Below are 18,770 nucleotides of genomic sequence, written 5' to 3' on the forward strand. Positions count from 1 at the left end.
CTGAGGTATGGTTTTGCAGATTTAGATAAAAGAAACTGCTTACGAACAAATCATAAGCAGCCAAAATTTATTATCAAATTACGCCATTGACTCTTCCCAAACACCTTTAGTGTCTACACCGGTTTCTTCGGCTAAGCGTTCTAACTCAGCTACCTCATCAGTGGTTAACAAGAGATTAATCGCTTTTGATGCGTCAGAAACATGATGTAGTTTAGTGACACCTAAAATTGGTAATGTGCCTTTGGCAATAGCATAGGCGATAGCAATTTGTGCCACACTAGCCCTTTGTCGTTCACCAATTTCACGCATTTTATCGGTTAATTTCACTAATTGTGGCAATACTTTATTATAGCTTTCGCCACGCCCTGAGCCCACAGGCATCGGGTTTTCAGGGCTATATTTTCCGCTCAAGGCACCTTGTTCTAAAGTCATATAGGCAAAAAATGTAATACTATTTTGTTTGCAGTAATCCAAAATCCCAGCTTTTTCTGATGAACGATAAAGTAGACTAAAATGGTTTTGAACAGCGTTAATTTTGAAGCCTTCGGCATTTAAAATTTCATTTGCACGTTTGATTTGAGCAAGATTGTGGTTAGAAACCCCTACCGCTTTTACTTTGCCTGCTTTAAGCAATGGAATTAGACCTGCTACCCAACGGTCTGATTCAATTGGATTATGAATCCAATAAATATCAATGTAATCAGTATGGAAACGAGCCATACTTGCCTTAGCCATTTTTTCAACTGAATTATCATACATCTCTGCTAATTGAGGGGTGAATTTCGTTGAAATGACAAGATCTTCACGCTTATAATCTGCCATCAGTTCGCCCAAAATCTCTTCCGAAGCACCTAAACCGTAAGCGGTTGCGGTATCAAAAGCATTTAAACCATTTTCGATTGCAGCCTTGAATACGCCTTTCATATCTTGAGCCGAAATGCTATTACCGAATACCTGATCACCACCATACATTCCTACCCCCCAAGACCAAGTGCCGAGCATAATTTTTGGCAAGTTTACGTTTTTCATTTTGTTGTCCTTTTTAGTAAAAAGTTTGTGTTTTTTAACCACTTTTTATTCATAAGCTTTTGCTACGTGAGCAATCGCTGGCACGATATACGGTGTACCTGCATAAAAGGCAAGATGTGCAAGCAACTCTTGCATTTCTTCTTTGCTGATACCAACTGCTTTTGCACGCAATGTGTAAACGGTTACAAAGTCATACAAGCCTTGAGCGATTAAAGCAGTAACACTGATTAAATTGCGTGAGCGAATACTTAAATCAGGACGTTGCCACACTTGGTGGTAAAGTACATCAGTTGAATTATCCGCTAATTTCGGAGTAAATAAACGAATATTTTGGTCAATCAAGCTCATAAAAAACTCGTTATCTGGTAAAGCGTTTTCTAATGGCAATGGCTCAGGGGTAAGTTCAGGCAGTTGGTCTGGTGTAATCCCTCGTTCTGCAAAAATATCTTTTAGAATGTCCACCGCTGCAAAAGCATTTGACCAACCTGCGTAGAATGCCATATGGAGTACAATTTCCGACATTTCTTTAGCGGTTACTCCTAAATCCATTGCTAGGTTGAAATAATGCTTCATACCTAAAGTTTGTTGACGTGCAATCAGTGCTGCTACTGTAATTACCGCACGATCATGCTTGCTTAAAATTGGACGATTCCACATATCTTCGGAAATCAACGTTTTAGTGTAAGTCGCAAGTGTTGGCGACACACTGTAAATTTGTTCTGGCGATAATGCCGATTTATAAGACATAATAGCTCCTATAATTTGAATAATTTTTCTGCGTTTTTATACGCAATTTTTTCTTTATCTTCTTGAGAAATTGGCAGGTTTTCTAACCAAGCTCTCGCTCCATTGAGCGATAGGTAAGGATAGTCCACCGAAAATAGAATGCGATCCACGCCAACTAAAGCTTGGTTAAAGGCAAAATGTGAATTACTCATCATACCGCTTGGGGTAACATAAACTTGCTCTTGAAAAGTTTGCACAATAGTGCGTTTCAAGCCAGTGGCTTCTTGCGGAATACTATCGTCAAGGCGTTGCAGATAATATGGCACAAGCTCGCCCCAATGCCCCATAATGACGTTGAGTTTTGGGAATTTATCAAACACACCTGCCAAAATCATACGGATTAATTGTATGCCAGCTTCATTGTGCCAACCCCACGCAAACATTGAAAAACGTGCTGAAACTTCACGACTGAAACCAGTGTAATAAGACTGCTGCACTTGCTCAAACGGTAAGCCTGGATGCAAGAAAAGCGGCATTTCCAAATCATTGAGTTTTAGCAGAACAGGCTCATAATCAGCGTGTTCAAGCCATTTTTCACTCGGACGGCCGTTAATCAGTACCGCTTTAATGCCTTGTTGATGCACTCGTTCGATTTCAACAATCGCCGCATTTACATCTTGCCACGGCAAATAGGCAAAACCACCAAAGCGACTTGGATTTGAACGCACCTTTTCAATTAGATAATCGTTAGCATCACGAATTGCTTGTACGCCTGCTTCCCCTTGCACTAATTGAGGGAGTCCCGCATAAGAAAGCATTTGCATATCAATACCGTGCTCATCCATTTCAGCAATACGCCCATCACCAACTTCCATCAACTTGGCAGTGGAATCACGAGAGACAATCACCTGGGGACGTGAAAGGTCAGTAATTTTATCAGTTACATCTTTGCCCCAATCAAGTAAAAACGGTGCTTTTTTCAGCATTTCTGGCATCATCGCTTTTGCCAATGCTGGGCTTTGAATATGTTCTTCAACAGAGATAATTTTCATTCGAGTATCCTTTGTATGTAAATAAGGATTAGCAGAAATTTCTGCCAATTTTTCTAAAATTACACCGCTTGCGAGCAAGCCTGAGTAAGCAAGAAATTTACGTCTAGAAATCATAATCTGTAGGTAGCGAAAGCCATGAGATTTGTAATAAGGGAGTTGCTGTACGCTCAACGACCCTACAAATTAACGTATTAGCCTAATAACACTTTTACTAGTGCGGCTCCAACACCTTTAGCTGAAGCAGGGTTTTGACCTGTTACGAGTTGCCCATCAACAATCACATTTTCTGCCCAGTTTGGCGCAACGTGATGGATTGCACCTTGTTTTTCAAGCTCGGTTTGTAACATATAAGGTACTAATTTATCACCACCGACTTCCACTTCCTCTGCATTGGTAAATGCCGCAATATTTTTGTCTTTTACCACAAATTCACCGTTTGGTAATTTCGCCCCAACAAACGCTGCAGGACCATGGCAAACTGCTGAAACAGCACCACCAGATGTATAAACTTCGCTAATAATACGGTGCACTTCTTCACTTTGTGCGAAATCCCACATTGTGCCGTGCCCACCTGCAAAAAATACAGCAGAATAGTCTGCTCCGTTTAATTCGGATAATGCTGGTGTATTTTCCAAACGACTATATAAATCTAATTCATTCCAATATTTAGCATTTATGGTATCGGTTAAATCAAAGCCATCAATCGGTGGAATACCGCCACGCACAGAAGCGATAACGGTTTTAAGCCCTGCTTTTTCAATTTCATCTAAAGCGTGCGTTAATTCCGCCAAGAAAAAACCTGTCGGAATACCACTTTTACCTTTAATCGGCGTACTTGTTACGACACATAAAACGGGTTTAATTGAAGTTGCCATATTACTTTCCTTCTTTAAATGTATTAAGTCTAAAAATTCAAAAAAGGCTAATATTACCTAATAAATAATTAGCCTTAAACTAACAATAAAATAATTCAGAAAAAATTTGCAAAATAAAAATAAATGAAAATTGAACCACTTGTAAAAAACCTGAATTAAATCCCAAATCCACCATCCACGGCATAATATGAGCAATATCTTCCGATTTCAGTACGTCCGCCACGAAATAAATGATGTTTTCGTGCTGGTTTGCACGCTCTTCAGGGGAAATGAGTACGTTTTTCATGCTGTTTTACTTATTTGCCTGTAAATTCACTAATATTCGTTGCAATAAGCTTTGGCTCAAATTCACGGATTTCGTAGCTGGCTAAGTTTGGGTAGTAACAATCTTCCGCTAAAATTTGCTCCAACTCCGCACGACTTTCAGTGTGGGCAAAATCACGCCTGCGTGGGTTTGGTCTTTGAATGGCCCAAGCATTAAAAATTTGCCCGCTTGAAAGTATTTCTTGAACCATTCTGCGTGTTCAGCAAACAGTTTCGCTTGTTGTTCGGTGGTTATGTTTTCACTTACTGCAATGTTGATGATATACATTTTGTATTCCTCTATTCGTTGAAAGTGCGGTCATTATAGCGAAAGGATTTATTATGATAAGATGAGTAATTTATAATTTACTGTTAGGTAAAAACAAATAATCAAGCCACATACGAGCCGTATGTGATTCTTTAATCCCAGCCACTCTGTGGCTCAGTTTAAGTAACTCTACATGACTCATGTAGGGCTAAGAGGAAATACAATGAACAGCTCAATCTATAACGCACTTACCATTTTCCATACTATTGTTGTTGAAGGATCTATCGCGGGGGCGGCACGGAGATTGCAAATGGCACCACCTTCGGTGAGTCAATCATTAAAATTACTTGAAAACCATATTGGTTTGCCTCTTCTTAATCGCACAACTCGAAAAATGGAATTAACCGAAGCAGGACATCGTTTAATTGACAGCACTCAAAATGCCTTACAATCGCTTTCAACTGCGGTGGAAACAGTGCAAGATTTGAGTGAGAAGCCGAAAGGATTAGTACGCATGACCGTACCACATATTGCTTACTGGTTGTTGATCGAACCGAGATTAGGGGAATTTGCTGAGCAATTTCCAGATATTCAGTTGGAAATTTCGATAAACGATGGCACGGTGGATATTCTGAAACAAGGCTTTGATTTGGGATTTCGTTTTGAGAATCAGGTTGAAGAGCAAATGGTTGCCAAAAAGCTGACCGAGCCTTTTCGCTTAGGCATTTACGCTTCAAAAACTTATCAGCAGAAATATGGATTACCTAAAACAATCAATGCGTTACAACAACATAAACTGATTGGTTTTCGCTTTGTAACCAGTAATCGCATTATGCCATTAACATTACAAGATAAAGGAGAAAATCTCCGTATAGAAATGCCAATGCCTATGATCGTCAATAGCTTGGTGGTCGCAAAATCTGCCATTTTACAAGGGGTAGGCATCGGTCGCTTTTTTGAACCGCTTATGGCAATTCAGCCTGATAGACAAAAGTTTATACCTGTATTAGAAAAACATTGGCAAAGTTTTGGAGCATTGTATCTTTACTTTATGCAACACAGCCAGAAAGTAGGGCGGATTAGAGCGGTGATTGAGTTTTTTACAACAACTGAATAGAAAAATAAACTGCACTTTAATAGTTAAGCTTAATAAGAAAACGGATTAAAGTGCAGATTTTTTATAACAACATATAAGTTAGAATATATAATTAAAACCTTACAAAAAAAGCGGCCTAATCTGCAAAATTTTTTACAAATCCAACCGCTTGTAAATCTTCCGCTTTACTTATAGCGTAATTTTCTGACCTTTATTCGCACTTTCAAATGCAGCTTCAATAATGCGCAAAACTAAAGTGACTTCTTCCAATTTTACGATCGGTTCCGCTCCGGTAGTTACTACTTGGTATAAATCATCCACCAAATTTTGATAGCTAGCTTGGGCATTAGAGTATGGCTTACGAATTACTTCACCGTCAATTTCCGTATGTAATACACCCCATTCAGTTTCAGATTCTGTATTCCAGTTGCCAATTGGCTGCACACCTTTGCTTAAATGCGCTTCTTGGCTGTCTGTTACTTGTTTCATATAAGAACCATTTTTGCCGTGCAATACAAACGCAGGGCTTGGTTCCCGAGCATATTTAGACGCTTGTAAGGCAACTTTTAAGCCGTTTGCATAGTAGAGATGTACATCGAAATTATCGTCCACCAACGCTTCATCATGCTGATAACGAATATCAGCGAATACTGCTTGCGGCTTGCCAAACAGATAAACTGCTTGGTCAATCAAATGTACGCCTAAGTCATAAACTAGCCCAGTACCACGAACGCCCACTTCTTTCCATACTTTGGCATTTTTACCTTTGGCATAACGATCAAAGCGAATTTCACAATCCACTACCTCACCAACTAAATGCTTATCTAGAATCTCTTTTGCGGTCGCAATGTGGCTGTCCCAACGGCGATTTTGATAGACATATAACACCACCTTTTGCTGTTTAGCTAACTGTTCTAGTTCTAATGCTTCTGCGACACTCGCCACAAGCGGTTTCTCAACTAAAACGTGTTTGCCGGCTAATAACGCACTTTTCACCATCTCATAGTGCGTTTGATTTGGCGTGGTGATCACCACTAAATCTACTTCATCACTCAATAAGGCATCAAAGCTACGTACGATTTCGACTTCAGGTAGCCAAAGCTGGGCATTATTTGTGGTACGTTCAAAAACTTTCACAATTTGAAAGCGAGCATCTTGTTTAAAAAAAGGTACATGAAAAACTCGGCTGGAATAGCCGGCACCGGCAAGCGCAACATTTATCATTTTCATTATTTTCTCCTAAATATAATCTTGAATCTATTCTAAAAGAAAGCGGTTAAATTTACCGTTTTTTTTGCAAAAAAGCCGTATCTTGCATAACAAGATACGACTTAGTGATTATTTATTCATACAACATTTTTTGTATTTTTTACCACTTCCACACGGACAAGGCTCATTTACGCCCACTTTGTTTTGATTCACATAAGGCTGTGGCTTTTCAAGTAATGGTGCAGCTTCATTAACCTGTTCAAAAATGGCTAATGCTGCATTACGAAGCGCTTTTTCAATTTTGCGCTGCTCTTCCAACGGTGGCATTTGCTCAACATAACTTGATTTGGCGTGCTGTTCGATTAAATCGAAATGCGGCTGAATTTCGGCTGAGAGATTTTGCCAATTTGCTGCCATTGTGCCAACAATATAGCCGCCACACCAAGGAGAAACCACCACTAATTTACGGCGACCGACACGCTCTTCCCAAAAGATCGGATGATATTCTTTTTTGTCGTAGAGAAGTGTTTGAGCTAATGAATTGTAATGACGAGAAACCAACTCAATAAATTGCTTCGAACGTTTATCTTCTAAATTAGGCACGTCATTATTAAACAAAATCGGTAACCAATCCGTCATTGCTGGCACATTCACCGATGATAGAATAGCAGTTAAAAAACCGTCTAATTCCGACACATTTAATAAAATCGCCTCTTCATCACCTTTATTGGCATACGAAAATAGCAGCTCATCAAGTTGCTCAAATTCTTCACTGGTTAAAGGTGCAGCTAATTTATCGCTCATTGTCTCTCCTACTGATAAAATTTAAGGGGCGTATTATTCTACTTTTTGGCGAGCGAATTAGCCACTAGCATGAAAGCGCTATTTCACTTCCAAACTTTCTCCAATCAAATAAAACTGTCCTCCGGCAACGTAGTGCAGTGTGCGTAAGTCATTTTCTGCTTGCTCAAAAATCCAATGGTTATCTTTAAACACACGATCATCGGCATACGCCGCTAACACTTTTCCAATAAAAAGATCATGATCCTGCTGGTTCTCTTGGTTTCGGATTAATTCACATAAAATCCAACCGGCACAACCTTTTACCAACGGAATATCAAAACCGTCTTGATAAAAAAGCTCAACATTATCCAATTTATGAGGGTCACTATGACGTGAAGTCGAACCGAGTTTTAGTACCAATTCCGCCTGATTTACTACCGGAATTTGAATCGCAAATAAACCGCTTTTCTCAACTAAACCTCGTGTAAAAGCTTGCTTATCTAATACGGTTGTAACCTTAGAAAGCGGGCCGTAATCCAAGGCACAAGACCAAGCCACCGCCATGATGTTTTCAATGTTATCCGCTTTTGCCGAAACTAACGTTGTTGGGCCGATATTGAGTAAACGGTATGATTTTTCAACCGGAACAGAAACAATCGCCATTTTTTTCTCCTCGTAAATAAGCTAATTAATAAAACATAAGCTATATTGTACATACGGTTTTAGCATAAAACATCCTGATTTTAGCATTGTAAAAAATCAGGCAAATCTCACCGCTTTTTGAGCATTGCTAAGAGAAATGAAATAATTATTTCAATCGAAAAGATTAAATCTTATACAATATTTAGCTCTATGTTTACAAGTAAGGAAAAATTATGAAAAAAGCATTTATTTTTGATATGGACGGTGTGTTGATTGATTCAGAACCCTTATGGCAACAAACGGAGTTAGATCTTTTACATCACTATGGTATTCCGATTACCGAACAAGAACTCGCCTGTACTCGAGGAATGCCCTCCGCACCAGTATTACGATATGCCAGTGAATTGTACCAAAAACCTTTGGATATCGAAAAAGTCGCTCAAGAACTACTAGATGTGGCAATCAGTAATATTTTAAAAGCGAAACCGCTGATGAATGGCGTACCAGAAACCTTGGAATTACTTGCACAAAATAACATAAAAATCGCCATTGCTTCCGCATCACCACGCTATATGTTGGAAAACATTGTCAAAAGTTGTGGCATAGCCGATTATTTCAATTACATCGCTTCCGGTGCGGAGCTGCCTTATAGCAAGCCGCATCCAGCAGTATATTTACAAGCGGCACAAGAATTAGGAATCGCTCCTGCCGAATGTGTTGGGGTTGAGGATTCTAAAACGGGCATGATCTCGGTGAAAGCCGCTTCGATGAGCTGTATTGTGATCCCAAATCCATTAGAATTTTATGAAAATTACTGGGCATTAGCGGACTTTAAATTGGCACAAATGAATGCGATTAATCAGCCATTTTTAGCACAGCTTTAATGGCTAGCATATAAATGACAAGCGGTAAAATTTGCAAAATTTTCTGCAAATTCTACCGCTTGTTATGTATGAAGAATTAGTGAATATCTTCAGCTAAGAAACCACCGCTTTGGTGTGCCCAAAGTTTGGCGTAAACACCGTTTTGTGCCAGTAATTCTTCGTGGCTGCCTTGTTCAACAATTTCACCTTTATCTAACACAATCAGTCTATCCATCGCCATAATGGTTGAAAGGCGGTGAGCAATTGCCACTACCGTTTTGCCGTCCATTAACTCGGTTAAGTTTTCTTGAATAGCCGCTTCCACTTCCGAATCCAACGCACTGGTTGCCTCATCCAGTAATAGAATCGGCGCATCTTTTAACATCACTCGCGCAATCGCAATACGTTGACGCTGACCACCGGAAAGTTTTACACCTCGCTCACCCACATGCGCATCAAAACCGGCTCTGCCTTTTGCATCTTGTAGATTCGGAATAAATTCCGCTGCCGCTGCTTTTTCTACCGCTTGTAACATTTCTTCTTCGGTTGCATTCGGGCGACCATAAAGTAAGTTTTCACGCACTGAGCGATGTAATAACGAAATATCTTGTGTCACTAAGCCAATTTGTGAGCGAAGACTCTCTTGGGTAATATCACGTACATTTTGTCCGTCAATCGTAATCGAACCGCCTTGAATATCGTAAAAACGTAGCAATAAGTTAGTGAGTGTCGATTTACCTGCACCGCTGCGTCCGACTAAACCGACTTTTTCACCGGCTTTAATGGTTAATTCAAAATCTTTAAGTAACGGTTTTTTCGGGTCATACGCAAAATTGACATGCTCGAATTTAATTTCACCTTTGCTGACTTCAAGTGGTTTTGCATCCGCTTTATCTACCACCGTATGCGGTTTTGATAAAGTTTGCATACCATCTTGCACCGTGCCTAAGTTTTCAAATAAACGGGCAAACTCCCACATGATCCATTGTGATAAGCCTTTGATACGTAACGCTAATGCGGTTGAAGTCGCAATCGCACCGGCAGTAACCAATTCAGCGCCCCATAGCCACAAACCGATCCCGGCGGTTGCAACGATTAAACCGATACTCATCGCATTAGTAAGGGTTTCGATGATTGTCACCAGACGCATTTGTTTATGCACAGTGACCATAAATTCTTGCATCGATTCTTTCGCATACGCCGACTCACGGTTGCTGTGTGAGAACAGTTTTACCGTGGCGATATTTAAATAAGCATCAGTAATACGACCGGTCATTAAGCTGCGTGCATCAGATTGTTCTTGTGCCGCTGCCGCCAATTTCGGTACAAAAATACGAATCGTCACCGCCAATGCAATAACCCATAGAATAAACGGCACAAATAACCAACCGTCAAACTGCAATAGGATCACACTTGAGGTAGTTAAGTAAACCGCAACATAAACCAACATATCCGCACAGGTCATAATCACATCACGTACGGCTAAAGCGGTTTGCATGACTTTCGCCGAAACTCGTCCGGCAAATTCGTCTTGATAAAAACCCATACTCTGACCGAGCATTAAACGATGGAAATTCCAGCGTAAACGCATTGGGAACACACCTTGTAGCGACTGGAAGCGGATACTGCTGGCAAGGAATACAAATAAAATACCGAGTAAGGCAATCAAGAACATCACAATAATACTACTGCTTTTTTCCTCCCAAAGTTGTGCCGGAGAATATTGTGCCACCCAGTCAACCAATTCGCCCATAAACTGAAACAATACCGCTTCGATAATCCCGACCGCAGCGACTGACACAGTCAGCATAACTAAATAGCCTCGCATGCCTTTGGTCGCTTCAAAAATAAACGGAATAATCCCAACTTTCGGTGTTTTAGGCGCTTCTTCCGGATAGGTTTCGATTCTCGCCTCAAACCAGCTGAAAATTTTGTTTAACATCTTACTTTCCTGAAAAAACTAAAAGACGCAATGTGCGTCTGTCAAAATTAGAATATATTTTGCAGAAGAAAAAGACGTAATAAAAAATTACGCCTTTTTGAATGACTATGGATTTAATAATTTCTCATCAAGCGCCAAATCCTCGTTACGATTTACACCAATACCTTTGGCTAATACATCACGAGCAATTTGGTGCGCTTCTTCAAGCGAATGCTCTTTGTAAGAGCCACATTGATATTCATTTAATTCCGGAATTTTTGACACATCCGGCACTTTATGTAATACGTCTTCCATTGATTTGGTCCACGCTGAAACGACTTCCGCTTCGCTTGGCGTACCAATTAATGACATATAGAAACCGGTACGGCAACCCATCGGTGAAATATCAATGATTTCCACATTTTCGCTATTTAAATGATCACGCATAAAGCCGGCAAATAAGTGTTCCATCGTATGGATACCACGTACCGGTAAAATATCAATGTTCGGACGGCAAAAACGTAAATCAAATACGGTAATAGTATCACCCTTCGGGGTGGTCATCGTTTTTGCTACGCGCACTGCCGGTGCATTCATACGAGTATGATCAACTTTAAAGCTATCTAATAAGGGCATTTTTACTCCAATTTAAAATTTAGAGAGGGTAACGATAATTCCCCCATATTCTGAAATTATTCTGCGATTCCTTGATCCCATTCAAGGGCTTCTTGCGGAATCTTACGTTGTAATAAGAAATGGCGATTCGGTTTCGCTTGTGGCTGAACCACTCTGCCCGATGGGGTTGAGAATTCAATACCGCCTTTTAATAACTGCGACATAGTTCCCGAATTCATACTCACCCCTTGTAGGCTGATATCCATGGTATAACCGGACGCCGCCCAGAATTCGGTATTATTACGCACCAAATGTTGGTATTTACTTTCAATACTCAAATGAATCATTACTCTATCGCCTAATTCGCTTAAATTTAGACGTTTAACGATCCCCACTTGCATACCTCGATAAAGTACCGGTGCATCCACTTCGATTCCACGTGCATCACTGGTTTCAACAATTACTGGGAAACCGTTCGCATAAATGGTTTTATTGGTATCTGTATCGCTTAAACTAAATTGCGTTTTGCGATTTCCATTCCCTGCATCCACATTAATGTAATTTTGTAGTGCCGCATCAATATTTTTAACGCCACTGGTGGTAATTTCCGGTGAGATCGCACTAAAACGACTGCCCTCTTTTGCCACCAAAGCATAATACTGGCTATCAATGTAAGCGGTCACTTTTATCTGTTTTTTTGCATTTTGCAATTCAAGCGATTCAATCTGACCGATGGTTAACCCCATATATTTGATGTCCATCCCTTTCGACAGTTTGGATGCATCTTTCGCAATTAACGTAATACGAGTATTGCCCGAAGTCGCTTTTGCTTGGCTGGCATATAAAGTTTTATCACCTTTAGTACCGCCGTTATCAAAGCTGATTGCGCCTTTCAAAGTGCGCATAAGCGGTGCGGCTTGCACATTCAAACCTTTCATAGAAAGCTCGGCAGAAACAGCCGGCTCAATCCAGAAACGGCTTTTATCACTGAGTAAATGACGATACACCGGTTCAATAAATAAATCGACATCAAATTTGCTTTTTTGCGGACGCACTTTCAGCACTTCACCGATTTGGAAGTTTCGATAAAGTACCACAGAACCTTTATCAATACCGGACAAATCGTTAGCTGATAAGGTTAATGTCGTTTTTTTCTCATCATCAATAATACCAGCTTCAGCACTTTCAACATCTTTATAAAGCGGATACTGCTTTTTCGCCTCGCCCTGTGCTTTGTCCGTCAGTAAACGAATACCGCCTTTTAGCCAGTCACTTGGCGAACCAGCTTGTACTCGCATTCCGTCTAAACCTACCGATACATCTAAGTTTGAAATCGCAACAAATTTGCTGTTACCTACAACTAAATGGCGATATGGCGGATAAATAATGCCTTGGAAAGTTACCCCGTCCAAAGTTAACTTACGTTTCAGCAATTCACCGATTTGTACGTCGTTATAGTAAATCCCCTGCCCTTGATCAACGCCATACGATTGCGGCGCAGTAAAGGTTAACGCCAGTAAATTCGGGCGAGAAAGTAAATAATCCGCTTCTTTTTGTACATCAAACTCAAGTTTAGGTTCACCTTTACCAGCTTCAATATCAAAATAGATTCCTCGGAAAAGCTCATTAATCTTACTAATTTGCTCTTTATTTAAATTAAATTTAGGCTCCTTTAGCAAAATTTTACTGCCTTGGCGCAATAAATCGACATGATTAGGATCAATCAATAATGTGCCTTTCATCATGCCTTTCTCTTGAGAATTTGTGGCTTGTGTTGGTGCATTATTGTTATCAAGCGGCACCGAAAGCTCTAGATTCGATAGCACACCAACTTGTATATTCTGGAAAAATACCGGCGTTTCATTCACTTTAAGATTCGACATAATTGGTAAAGTCACCTTAACTTCCGTACCTCGTTTTGCCGAACTTAAATTTTCGTACAATTGGAATTTTTGTCCTTGTTCCGCTTGTAACGAATCATCAGGCGAATCAAATGCAACCGCCCCTTGTACAACTGAGGCAAGGCTATCCACGTTCACCGATACGCCACCAAAACCGACATTCGCATTAATGCCGCTGATATTCCAAAAATGCGAGTTTTGTTTCACAAGATTGGCATACTTTTTATCAATAACGACATCAATTTCAACTTTCTTCTGATCACTGGTAAAACGGTAATCAGCAATGCTCCCGACCGGCACTTTACGGAAGTAAACGCTCGCTCCCACCGTAATTGAACCGAGATCATTCGAAATCAGACGAACCAATAAATCACCGTCGGTTACCGTCACCGCTGGCGGCTCTTCTTCTGCAATAAACTCATTCGCACTTTTGCCTTCGCCCGGTAAAAGCGTGATGTAGTTACCGGAAACCAATGCATCCAATCCAGAAACGCCGGCAATCGAAGCACTCGGTTTAACCAACCAGAATTTTGTATTGTCACGTAATACGCTCTTAGCCTCCGAATTGATCTCAGCTTGCACTTCTACCTTTTTCAGATCATCTACGAAATATACCTTTTTCACCTGACCGATTTGTAAACCTTGGTAACGGATCACCGTTTTACCGGCGGTAATACCATCGCCTTCATTGAAACGAATCGTAATTGTTTCGCCTCTTTCTTTCAAAATCTGGAAAAAGAGCAAACAACCGATAGCAAATGCAACAATCGGCAACAACCAAAATGGCGAAATTTTACGAGGCTGACGCACCTTTGCAGGTACGGAGCTTAAAGCGTTTTCATCTGTCATATCTATCGTTTATCTTGACAACTTTAGTGGTTTACTTTTGCAAAAAACAAACTAAAAATGACCGTTTGTAAGCGATTTTTAGCTTCCCTTAAATAGCATAAAACCGAAGGTTTCAAAACCTTCGGTATATTTTGCTAGATACACATATAATTTATTGATTTCACGGATTTAAAATCAATTATTTTTTATCTTTTGATGAATCGCAGTGTGCAATATCATTACATTTAGCATAGAGATATAAGCTGTGGGTCGCTAATTCCATACCATGTTGTTGACTGATTTCACGCTGGCGACGCTCGATATCCGGATCTTTAAATTCAAATACCTTGCCACAATCCATACAGATAATGTGATCGTGTTCTTGTTCTACGTTAAGCTCAAATACCGCTTTGTTCGCATCAAAGTTATGACGAAGTAAAATACCAACCTCTTCAAATTGGTTTAATACACGGTAAACCGTTGCTAAACCGATATCAGAACCTTGTTCCAATAAGAGTTTGTAAATATCTTCTGCAGAAAAGTGCTGCATTTGATCGCGATGTTGTTGCATTAACGCAAGAATGGTTAAGCGAGGCTCGGTTACTTTTAAGCCAACACTTTTAAGAAGTTTTGTATTCTCTTCAGACATAACTGTCACCCTCTGTCTATCCAATTACTATGCTAATTGATCTAAGCACATTTCTTCAGTAAGTTGTTTACACCAACGGCTTACGCGCTCACTGGTTAATTCAGGTTGGCGATCTTCATCAATACATAAACCAACGAATGTATTTTCATCAACTAACGCTTGTGAAACTTCAAAACTATAGCCTTCTGTTGACCAATGACCAACAATTACTCCACCATTTTGTTCTACTACCTCACGAATAGTTCCCATTGCATCGCAGAAATATTCCGCATAATCTTCTTGATCACCACAACCGAAAATACCGATAACTTTACCGCTAAAATCAATCTCTTTTAAAGTTGGCATAAAGTCATCCCAGTCTGCTTGAGATTCGCCGTAATACCAAGTCGGAATACCTAATAATAAGAAATCGTAAGCCTCAATATCTTCCTTGGTACTTTTCGCGATATCACGAATATCCACTAAATTCGCACCAAGTTCTTTCTGAATCATTTTTGAAATATTTTCTGTGTTACCAGTATCGCTACCGTAGAATAAACCTACCACTGCCATTTGAATTTACCTATTTTTCTAAGTCGGCTAAATTGTTGCCGATATAATCATTTAAAATAATTTCGATTAACTGTCCGCGTGTCACTCCACGTTGGGAAGCTTCCTCTTCCAAAGTCTGCACTAAGTCCGAATGTAGTTTTAATTCAACACGTTTAAGCCCAGACGAGCGATCTCGTTTAAGCTGGTTCCGTTTATTAATTCGAACTTGTTGTTCCCGACTTAAAGGATTAGTGCGTGGTCGCCCAACTTTTGGCACGGTTTCGAACAGATCTAGCGTTATACAATCTGCGTCCTGTTTTGCCATTTGTTCCACACGAGAGATATTTGCCTATCATTCTAATAGATAATTCTAATTGAGAATGAGACGCTACTAACTAATGAGGTGTGAACTATACCATACTAATTTAGTCTTGGAAATTGCACACCCTAAATTTACATTGGATTTGCGGAACTTTTCAGAAAGAGTAGATTTTTATTTGCTTTGCAAAATTCCGTCCAAAATCAACCGCTTGTTACTCTTTAATATCAGCAAAAGTTGCATTTAACAAACTTGCCAAATCTTGCGGTGTAAGCTCCACGTCTAAGCCTCGCTTACCGCCGGAAACAAACATCGTGGCAAATTGTTGTGCGGAGCTGTCAATCACGGTGGTTAAACGTTTTTTCTGACCTAGCGGACTAATTCCTCCCAGCAAATAACCGGTCGTTTTTTGGGCGATATCTTTATCCGCCATTTCCACTTTTTTCACACCGAGCGCACTCGCCGCGCGTTTTAAATTCAGCGTATGCGAAACCGGCACAACCATCACCGCTAATTTTTTCTGATCACCGTTTTCCGCCACCAATAACGTCTTAAATGTCTGATTGGCATCAATGCCTAATTTTTCCACCGCTTCTTGCCCGAAATTGGTGTTATTCGGATCATGTTCATAAGGATGAAGCGCATGCGCAATTTTTTGCTTTTTTAATAAATTTATTGCCGGAGTCATTAGTTTTTCCTCTTAAAAATATTGTACAATTGCTCCTTTTGTGTGTGCGTTACGCTAAATTAAGCGTATAAAAAAGGAGCAACCCATCTATGCTGAATTCAATTACATCAGATATCCGTTTAGCGATTGCCGCTGATTTTACCTTGTCATCAAAATTACTTGAAGCATTAACAGAAAGTGATTTGCGTTTACACAATATTTCCGCCATCGAAATCGAACCTTTTGGTGAAGAACAATCACTTTATATGGGCAGTAAAGCGATCGAGCAAATTGCACTGGATGAAGTAAATTGGGCAAATTTCAGCCACGTTTTCTTTGCTGGAAAAATGGCGCAAGCCGAAATTTTGGCACAGGCGGTGCAAGCAGGTTGTATCGTACTTGATCTTTACGGCATTACCGCATTAATTGCGAATGTGCCGGTGGTGGTACCTAGCGTAAATGATGAAGCGATCGCAAACTTACGTGAACGTAATATCGTTGCACTGGCTAACCCGCAAATTTCACAATTAGCTCTAGCACTCAGGCCGTTTCTAGCTCAACCGTTAAACCATATTTTTGTCACGTCTTTATTACCGGCGGCATATTTCGGTGATGAAAAAGTTAAAGAACTTGCCGGTCAAACCGCTCGTTTGTTAAACGGTATTCCGTTTGATGAAAATGCAGAACGTATCGCATTTGATACCGTTCCAGCAAACGTGCAAGGCGAAGAGAAAAAATTACCGTTCTCTCGTGTCTTTGAATTACAACTTGCAAAAGTTTTACCAAATTTAACCGCTTCCACCACATTCCATTCGGTGCAAACACCGGTCTTTTACGGTATTTCACAAATGGTCACCTTACATTCGGAATATCAATTAGACGTTGAGAGTGTTAGCGCAGAATGGCAACAACAAAATTGGCTACGCTTCCATGAAGAAAGCGTGATGACACCTGTCAAAAACGGTGAAAACGAAGAAGAAAATCAACTTCAAATCAGCCAATTATTAGCGAAATCGGAAAACGAAGTGCAATTCTGGTCTGTCGCTGACGAACAGAAATTCAGCTTAGCGTTTTTAGCGATTCAGCTGCTCAACTTAGTGCTGGAATATTAATTTATCCGCCACGGAATCAGTAGATCATTCCGTGGTTTCTTCCCTTTTATTTGAGGTTTTTATGTTAGAACGTTTGTTCCAATTATCTGCAAAAGGCTCTAATGCCAAAACAGAAATCGTGGCGGGGATTACCACCTTCTTCACCATGGTTTATATCGTTTTCGTTAACCCATCTATTCTCGGCGTTGCCGGTATGGATACCCAAGTGGTTTTCGTTACCACCTGTTTAATCGCCGCATTCGGTACGATTGCGATGGGCTTATTCAGCAATCTTCCTATCGCACTTGCACCAGCAATGGGCTTAAATGCGTTTTTCGCTTTTGTGGTTGTACAAAAATTAGGTTACTCATGGCAAGTGGGTATGGGCGCAATTTTCTTAGGCTCGGTCGGTTTATTCTTATTAACGATTTTACAAATTCGTTATTGGTTTATGTCGGCAATTCCGCTCGGTTTACGTGTCGGTATCGGTGCGGGTATCGGCTTATTTATCGCCCTTATCGGTTTTAAAAATATGGGCTTAGTAGTGGCAAACCCAACAACACTTGTTGCACTGGGCGATCTGCACGATCCCAAAGTATTAATGGGTATCTTAGGCTTCTTTATTATCGTAGTGTTAGCTGCAAAAGGTATTCACTCTGGCGTACTTATTTCAATTGCCGTAATCACTGCATTAGCGTTGATCTTTGACCCTGCGGTAAGCTTTAACGGCGTAATGTCTATGCCTCCAAGTTTAGATGCGGTAGTCGGTCAGGTGGATATTGCCGGTGCACTAGACGTTGGTTTACTCGGCATTATTTTCTCCTTTATGTTAGTGAACCTGTTCGACTCATCAGGTACATTAATTGCGGTAACCACCAAAGCCGGCTTTACTGATGAACAAGGCTGCTTCCCTCGTATGAAGCAAGCATTATTAGTGGACAGTACTGCAGCAATGGCGGGGTCATTTATGGGAACGTCGGCAATCAGTACTTATATCGAAAGCGGCTCCGGCGTATCCGTTGGCGGTCGTACCGGTTTAACTGCGGTTACCATAGGTATCTTATTCTTATTAACCATTTTCTTCTCGCCGCTTGCAGGTGTAGTTCCGGCTTATGCAACTGCCGGTGCATTAGTTTTCGTGGGCATTTTAATGGCTTCAAGTTTAATTGAAGTGAAATGGGATGACTTAACCGAAGCGACTCCAGCGTTTATCACTACAGCAATGATGCCGTTTACTTATTCAATTACAGAAGGTATCGCATTCGGCTTTATTTCATATTGCGTGATGAAAGCTTGTACCGGTCGTTGGAAAGAAATCAATCCATCTGTTGCGGTAGTATCATTATTGTTTATCGCAAAATTTGTTTGGGTTGGCTAATAACGCTTAACCACGGAATACACA

General features: G+C 40.4%; 19 protein-coding genes and 1 pseudogene. 4 read left to right on the top strand and 16 right to left on the bottom strand.

Going from position 1 to position 18,770, the window contains the following annotated elements; translation table 11 throughout:
* Positions 1–78 precede the first annotated feature (78 nt).
* The 6 genes and pseudogenes from C228_RS0103490 to C228_RS13260 form a co-directional block, all read right to left on the bottom strand.
* The gene (locus C228_RS0103490; protein ID WP_018651313.1) at positions 79–1,029 is read right to left on the bottom strand and encodes an aldo/keto reductase; all 951 of its coding nucleotides are present in this window, start codon (positions 1,027–1,029) and stop codon (positions 79–81) included.
* A gap of 45 nt (positions 1,030–1,074) precedes the next feature.
* Complete coding sequence (locus C228_RS0103495; RefSeq protein WP_018651314.1) at positions 1,075–1,776, bottom strand: carboxymuconolactone decarboxylase family protein; 702 nt, start codon at positions 1,774–1,776, stop codon at positions 1,075–1,077.
* Positions 1,777–1,784: 8 nt separating this feature from the next.
* The gene (locus C228_RS0103500) at positions 1,785–2,807 is read right to left on the bottom strand and encodes an amidohydrolase family protein (RefSeq protein WP_026313173.1); all 1,023 of its coding nucleotides are present in this window, start codon (positions 2,805–2,807) and stop codon (positions 1,785–1,787) included.
* Between the two features lie 191 nt (positions 2,808–2,998).
* Positions 2,999–3,682: a type 1 glutamine amidotransferase domain-containing protein gene (locus C228_RS0103505; RefSeq protein WP_018651316.1), complete on the bottom strand. Its 684-nt coding sequence runs from the start codon at positions 3,680–3,682 to the stop codon at positions 2,999–3,001.
* Between the two features lie 79 nt (positions 3,683–3,761).
* On the bottom strand, positions 3,762–3,968 hold the full coding sequence (locus C228_RS0103510) for a hypothetical protein (protein WP_018651317.1): 207 nt from the start codon (positions 3,966–3,968) through the stop codon (positions 3,762–3,764).
* 10 nt (positions 3,969–3,978) lie between these two features.
* A pseudogene (locus C228_RS13260) lies at positions 3,979–4,274 on the bottom strand (YciI family protein).
* Positions 4,275–4,476: 202 nt separating this feature from the next.
* Here C228_RS13260 and C228_RS0103520 point away from each other — a divergent pair.
* Positions 4,477–5,370, top strand: coding sequence for a LysR family transcriptional regulator (locus C228_RS0103520; RefSeq protein ID WP_018651318.1), 894 nt, complete (start codon positions 4,477–4,479; stop codon positions 5,368–5,370).
* Positions 5,371–5,538: 168 nt separating this feature from the next.
* On the opposite strand, the gene C228_RS0103525 is transcribed toward C228_RS0103520, so the two are convergent.
* The 3 genes from C228_RS0103525 to C228_RS0103535 form a co-directional block, all read right to left on the bottom strand.
* Positions 5,539–6,579 carry a Gfo/Idh/MocA family oxidoreductase gene (locus tag C228_RS0103525; protein WP_018651319.1) on the bottom strand — a complete coding sequence of 347 codons (1,041 nt, stop codon included), beginning with the start codon at positions 6,577–6,579 and terminating at the stop codon, positions 5,539–5,541.
* A gap of 108 nt (positions 6,580–6,687) precedes the next feature.
* Positions 6,688–7,362: a UPF0149 family protein gene (locus tag C228_RS0103530; protein ID WP_018651320.1), complete on the bottom strand. Its 675-nt coding sequence runs from the start codon at positions 7,360–7,362 to the stop codon at positions 6,688–6,690.
* 78 nt (positions 7,363–7,440) lie between these two features.
* A complete protein-coding gene (locus tag C228_RS0103535; protein WP_018651321.1) occupies positions 7,441–8,004 on the bottom strand; it encodes a flavin reductase family protein in 564 nt (187 codons plus the stop codon).
* A gap of 212 nt (positions 8,005–8,216) precedes the next feature.
* On the opposite strand from C228_RS0103535, the gene hxpB reads away from it, so the two are divergent.
* On the top strand, positions 8,217–8,867 hold the full coding sequence (gene hxpB / locus C228_RS0103540) for a hexitol phosphatase HxpB (RefSeq protein WP_018651322.1): 651 nt from the start codon (positions 8,217–8,219) through the stop codon (positions 8,865–8,867).
* A 76-nt stretch (positions 8,868–8,943) separates the two neighbouring features.
* On the opposite strand, the gene C228_RS0103545 is transcribed toward hxpB, so the two are convergent.
* The 7 genes from C228_RS0103545 to ybaK all read right to left on the bottom strand — a co-directional run bounded on the left by C228_RS0103545 (position 8,944) and on the right by ybaK (position 16,298).
* The gene (locus C228_RS0103545; protein WP_018651323.1) at positions 8,944–10,788 is read right to left on the bottom strand and encodes an ABC transporter ATP-binding protein; all 1,845 of its coding nucleotides are present in this window, start codon (positions 10,786–10,788) and stop codon (positions 8,944–8,946) included.
* Positions 10,789–10,893: 105 nt separating this feature from the next.
* Positions 10,894–11,403 (bottom strand): S-ribosylhomocysteine lyase, encoded by a 510-nt coding sequence (gene luxS / locus C228_RS0103550; protein ID WP_018651324.1) that lies wholly within the window; start codon positions 11,401–11,403, stop codon positions 10,894–10,896.
* A 56-nt stretch (positions 11,404–11,459) separates the two neighbouring features.
* The gene (locus C228_RS0103555; protein ID WP_018651325.1) at positions 11,460–14,132 is read right to left on the bottom strand and encodes a PqiB family protein; all 2,673 of its coding nucleotides are present in this window, start codon (positions 14,130–14,132) and stop codon (positions 11,460–11,462) included.
* 178 nt (positions 14,133–14,310) lie between these two features.
* A complete protein-coding gene (fur, locus tag C228_RS0103560) occupies positions 14,311–14,760 on the bottom strand; it encodes a ferric iron uptake transcriptional regulator (RefSeq protein WP_014990964.1) in 450 nt (149 codons plus the stop codon).
* Positions 14,761–14,787: 27 nt separating this feature from the next.
* The gene (gene fldA / locus C228_RS0103565) at positions 14,788–15,312 is read right to left on the bottom strand and encodes a flavodoxin FldA (protein WP_018651326.1); all 525 of its coding nucleotides are present in this window, start codon (positions 15,310–15,312) and stop codon (positions 14,788–14,790) included.
* A 10-nt stretch (positions 15,313–15,322) separates the two neighbouring features.
* Positions 15,323–15,616 (bottom strand): LexA regulated protein, encoded by a 294-nt coding sequence (ybfE, locus tag C228_RS0103570; protein ID WP_018651327.1) that lies wholly within the window; start codon positions 15,614–15,616, stop codon positions 15,323–15,325.
* A 208-nt stretch (positions 15,617–15,824) separates the two neighbouring features.
* Positions 15,825–16,298: a Cys-tRNA(Pro)/Cys-tRNA(Cys) deacylase YbaK gene (ybaK, locus tag C228_RS0103575; protein WP_018651328.1), complete on the bottom strand. Its 474-nt coding sequence runs from the start codon at positions 16,296–16,298 to the stop codon at positions 15,825–15,827.
* 89 nt (positions 16,299–16,387) lie between these two features.
* Between ybaK and C228_RS0103580 the strand changes: the two genes are divergently transcribed.
* Entirely contained in the window at positions 16,388–17,389 is a 1,002-nt protein-coding gene (locus C228_RS0103580; RefSeq protein ID WP_018651329.1) for an oxidoreductase, read from the top strand.
* Between the two features lie 61 nt (positions 17,390–17,450).
* The gene (locus tag C228_RS0103585) at positions 17,451–18,746 is read left to right on the top strand and encodes an NCS2 family permease (RefSeq protein ID WP_018651330.1); all 1,296 of its coding nucleotides are present in this window, start codon (positions 17,451–17,453) and stop codon (positions 18,744–18,746) included.
* The last annotated feature ends 24 nt before the right edge of the window (positions 18,747–18,770 follow it).

Origin of the sequence: Actinobacillus capsulatus DSM 19761, assembly GCF_000374285.1 — a bacterium.
GTDB classification, from domain to species: Bacteria; Pseudomonadota; Gammaproteobacteria; order Enterobacterales; family Pasteurellaceae; genus Actinobacillus; species Actinobacillus capsulatus.

Excerpts from the sequence above, each read along its gene's own strand:
- C228_RS0103490 (WP_018651313.1), bottom strand. The coding sequence starts at position 1,029 with ATGAAAAACGTAAACTTGCCAAAAATTATGCTCGGCACTTGGTCTTGG.
- C228_RS0103495 (WP_018651314.1), bottom strand. The coding sequence starts at position 1,776 with ATGTCTTATAAATCGGCATTATCGCCAGAACAAATTTACAGTGTGTCG.
- C228_RS0103500 (WP_026313173.1), bottom strand. The coding sequence starts at position 2,807 with ATGAAAATTATCTCTGTTGAAGAACATATTCAAAGCCCAGCATTGGCA.
- C228_RS0103505 (WP_018651316.1), bottom strand. The coding sequence starts at position 3,682 with ATGGCAACTTCAATTAAACCCGTTTTATGTGTCGTAACAAGTACGCCG.
- C228_RS0103510 (WP_018651317.1), bottom strand. The coding sequence starts at position 3,968 with ATGAAAAACGTACTCATTTCCCCTGAAGAGCGTGCAAACCAGCACGAA.
- C228_RS0103520 (WP_018651318.1), top strand. The coding sequence starts at position 4,477 with ATGAACAGCTCAATCTATAACGCACTTACCATTTTCCATACTATTGTT.
- C228_RS0103525 (WP_018651319.1), bottom strand. The coding sequence starts at position 6,579 with ATGAAAATGATAAATGTTGCGCTTGCCGGTGCCGGCTATTCCAGCCGA.
- C228_RS0103530 (WP_018651320.1), bottom strand. The coding sequence starts at position 7,362 with ATGAGCGATAAATTAGCTGCACCTTTAACCAGTGAAGAATTTGAGCAA.
- C228_RS0103535 (WP_018651321.1), bottom strand. The coding sequence starts at position 8,004 with ATGGCGATTGTTTCTGTTCCGGTTGAAAAATCATACCGTTTACTCAAT.
- hxpB (WP_018651322.1), top strand. The coding sequence starts at position 8,217 with ATGAAAAAAGCATTTATTTTTGATATGGACGGTGTGTTGATTGATTCA.
- C228_RS0103545 (WP_018651323.1), bottom strand. The coding sequence starts at position 10,788 with ATGTTAAACAAAATTTTCAGCTGGTTTGAGGCGAGAATCGAAACCTAT.
- luxS (WP_018651324.1), bottom strand. The coding sequence starts at position 11,403 with ATGCCCTTATTAGATAGCTTTAAAGTTGATCATACTCGTATGAATGCA.
- C228_RS0103555 (WP_018651325.1), bottom strand. The coding sequence starts at position 14,132 with ATGACAGATGAAAACGCTTTAAGCTCCGTACCTGCAAAGGTGCGTCAG.
- fur (WP_014990964.1), bottom strand. The coding sequence starts at position 14,760 with ATGTCTGAAGAGAATACAAAACTTCTTAAAAGTGTTGGCTTAAAAGTA.
- fldA (WP_018651326.1), bottom strand. The coding sequence starts at position 15,312 with ATGGCAGTGGTAGGTTTATTCTACGGTAGCGATACTGGTAACACAGAA.
- ybfE (WP_018651327.1), bottom strand. The coding sequence starts at position 15,616 with ATGGCAAAACAGGACGCAGATTGTATAACGCTAGATCTGTTCGAAACC.
- ybaK (WP_018651328.1), bottom strand. The coding sequence starts at position 16,298 with ATGACTCCGGCAATAAATTTATTAAAAAAGCAAAAAATTGCGCATGCG.
- C228_RS0103580 (WP_018651329.1), top strand. The coding sequence starts at position 16,388 with ATGCTGAATTCAATTACATCAGATATCCGTTTAGCGATTGCCGCTGAT.
- C228_RS0103585 (WP_018651330.1), top strand. The coding sequence starts at position 17,451 with ATGTTAGAACGTTTGTTCCAATTATCTGCAAAAGGCTCTAATGCCAAA.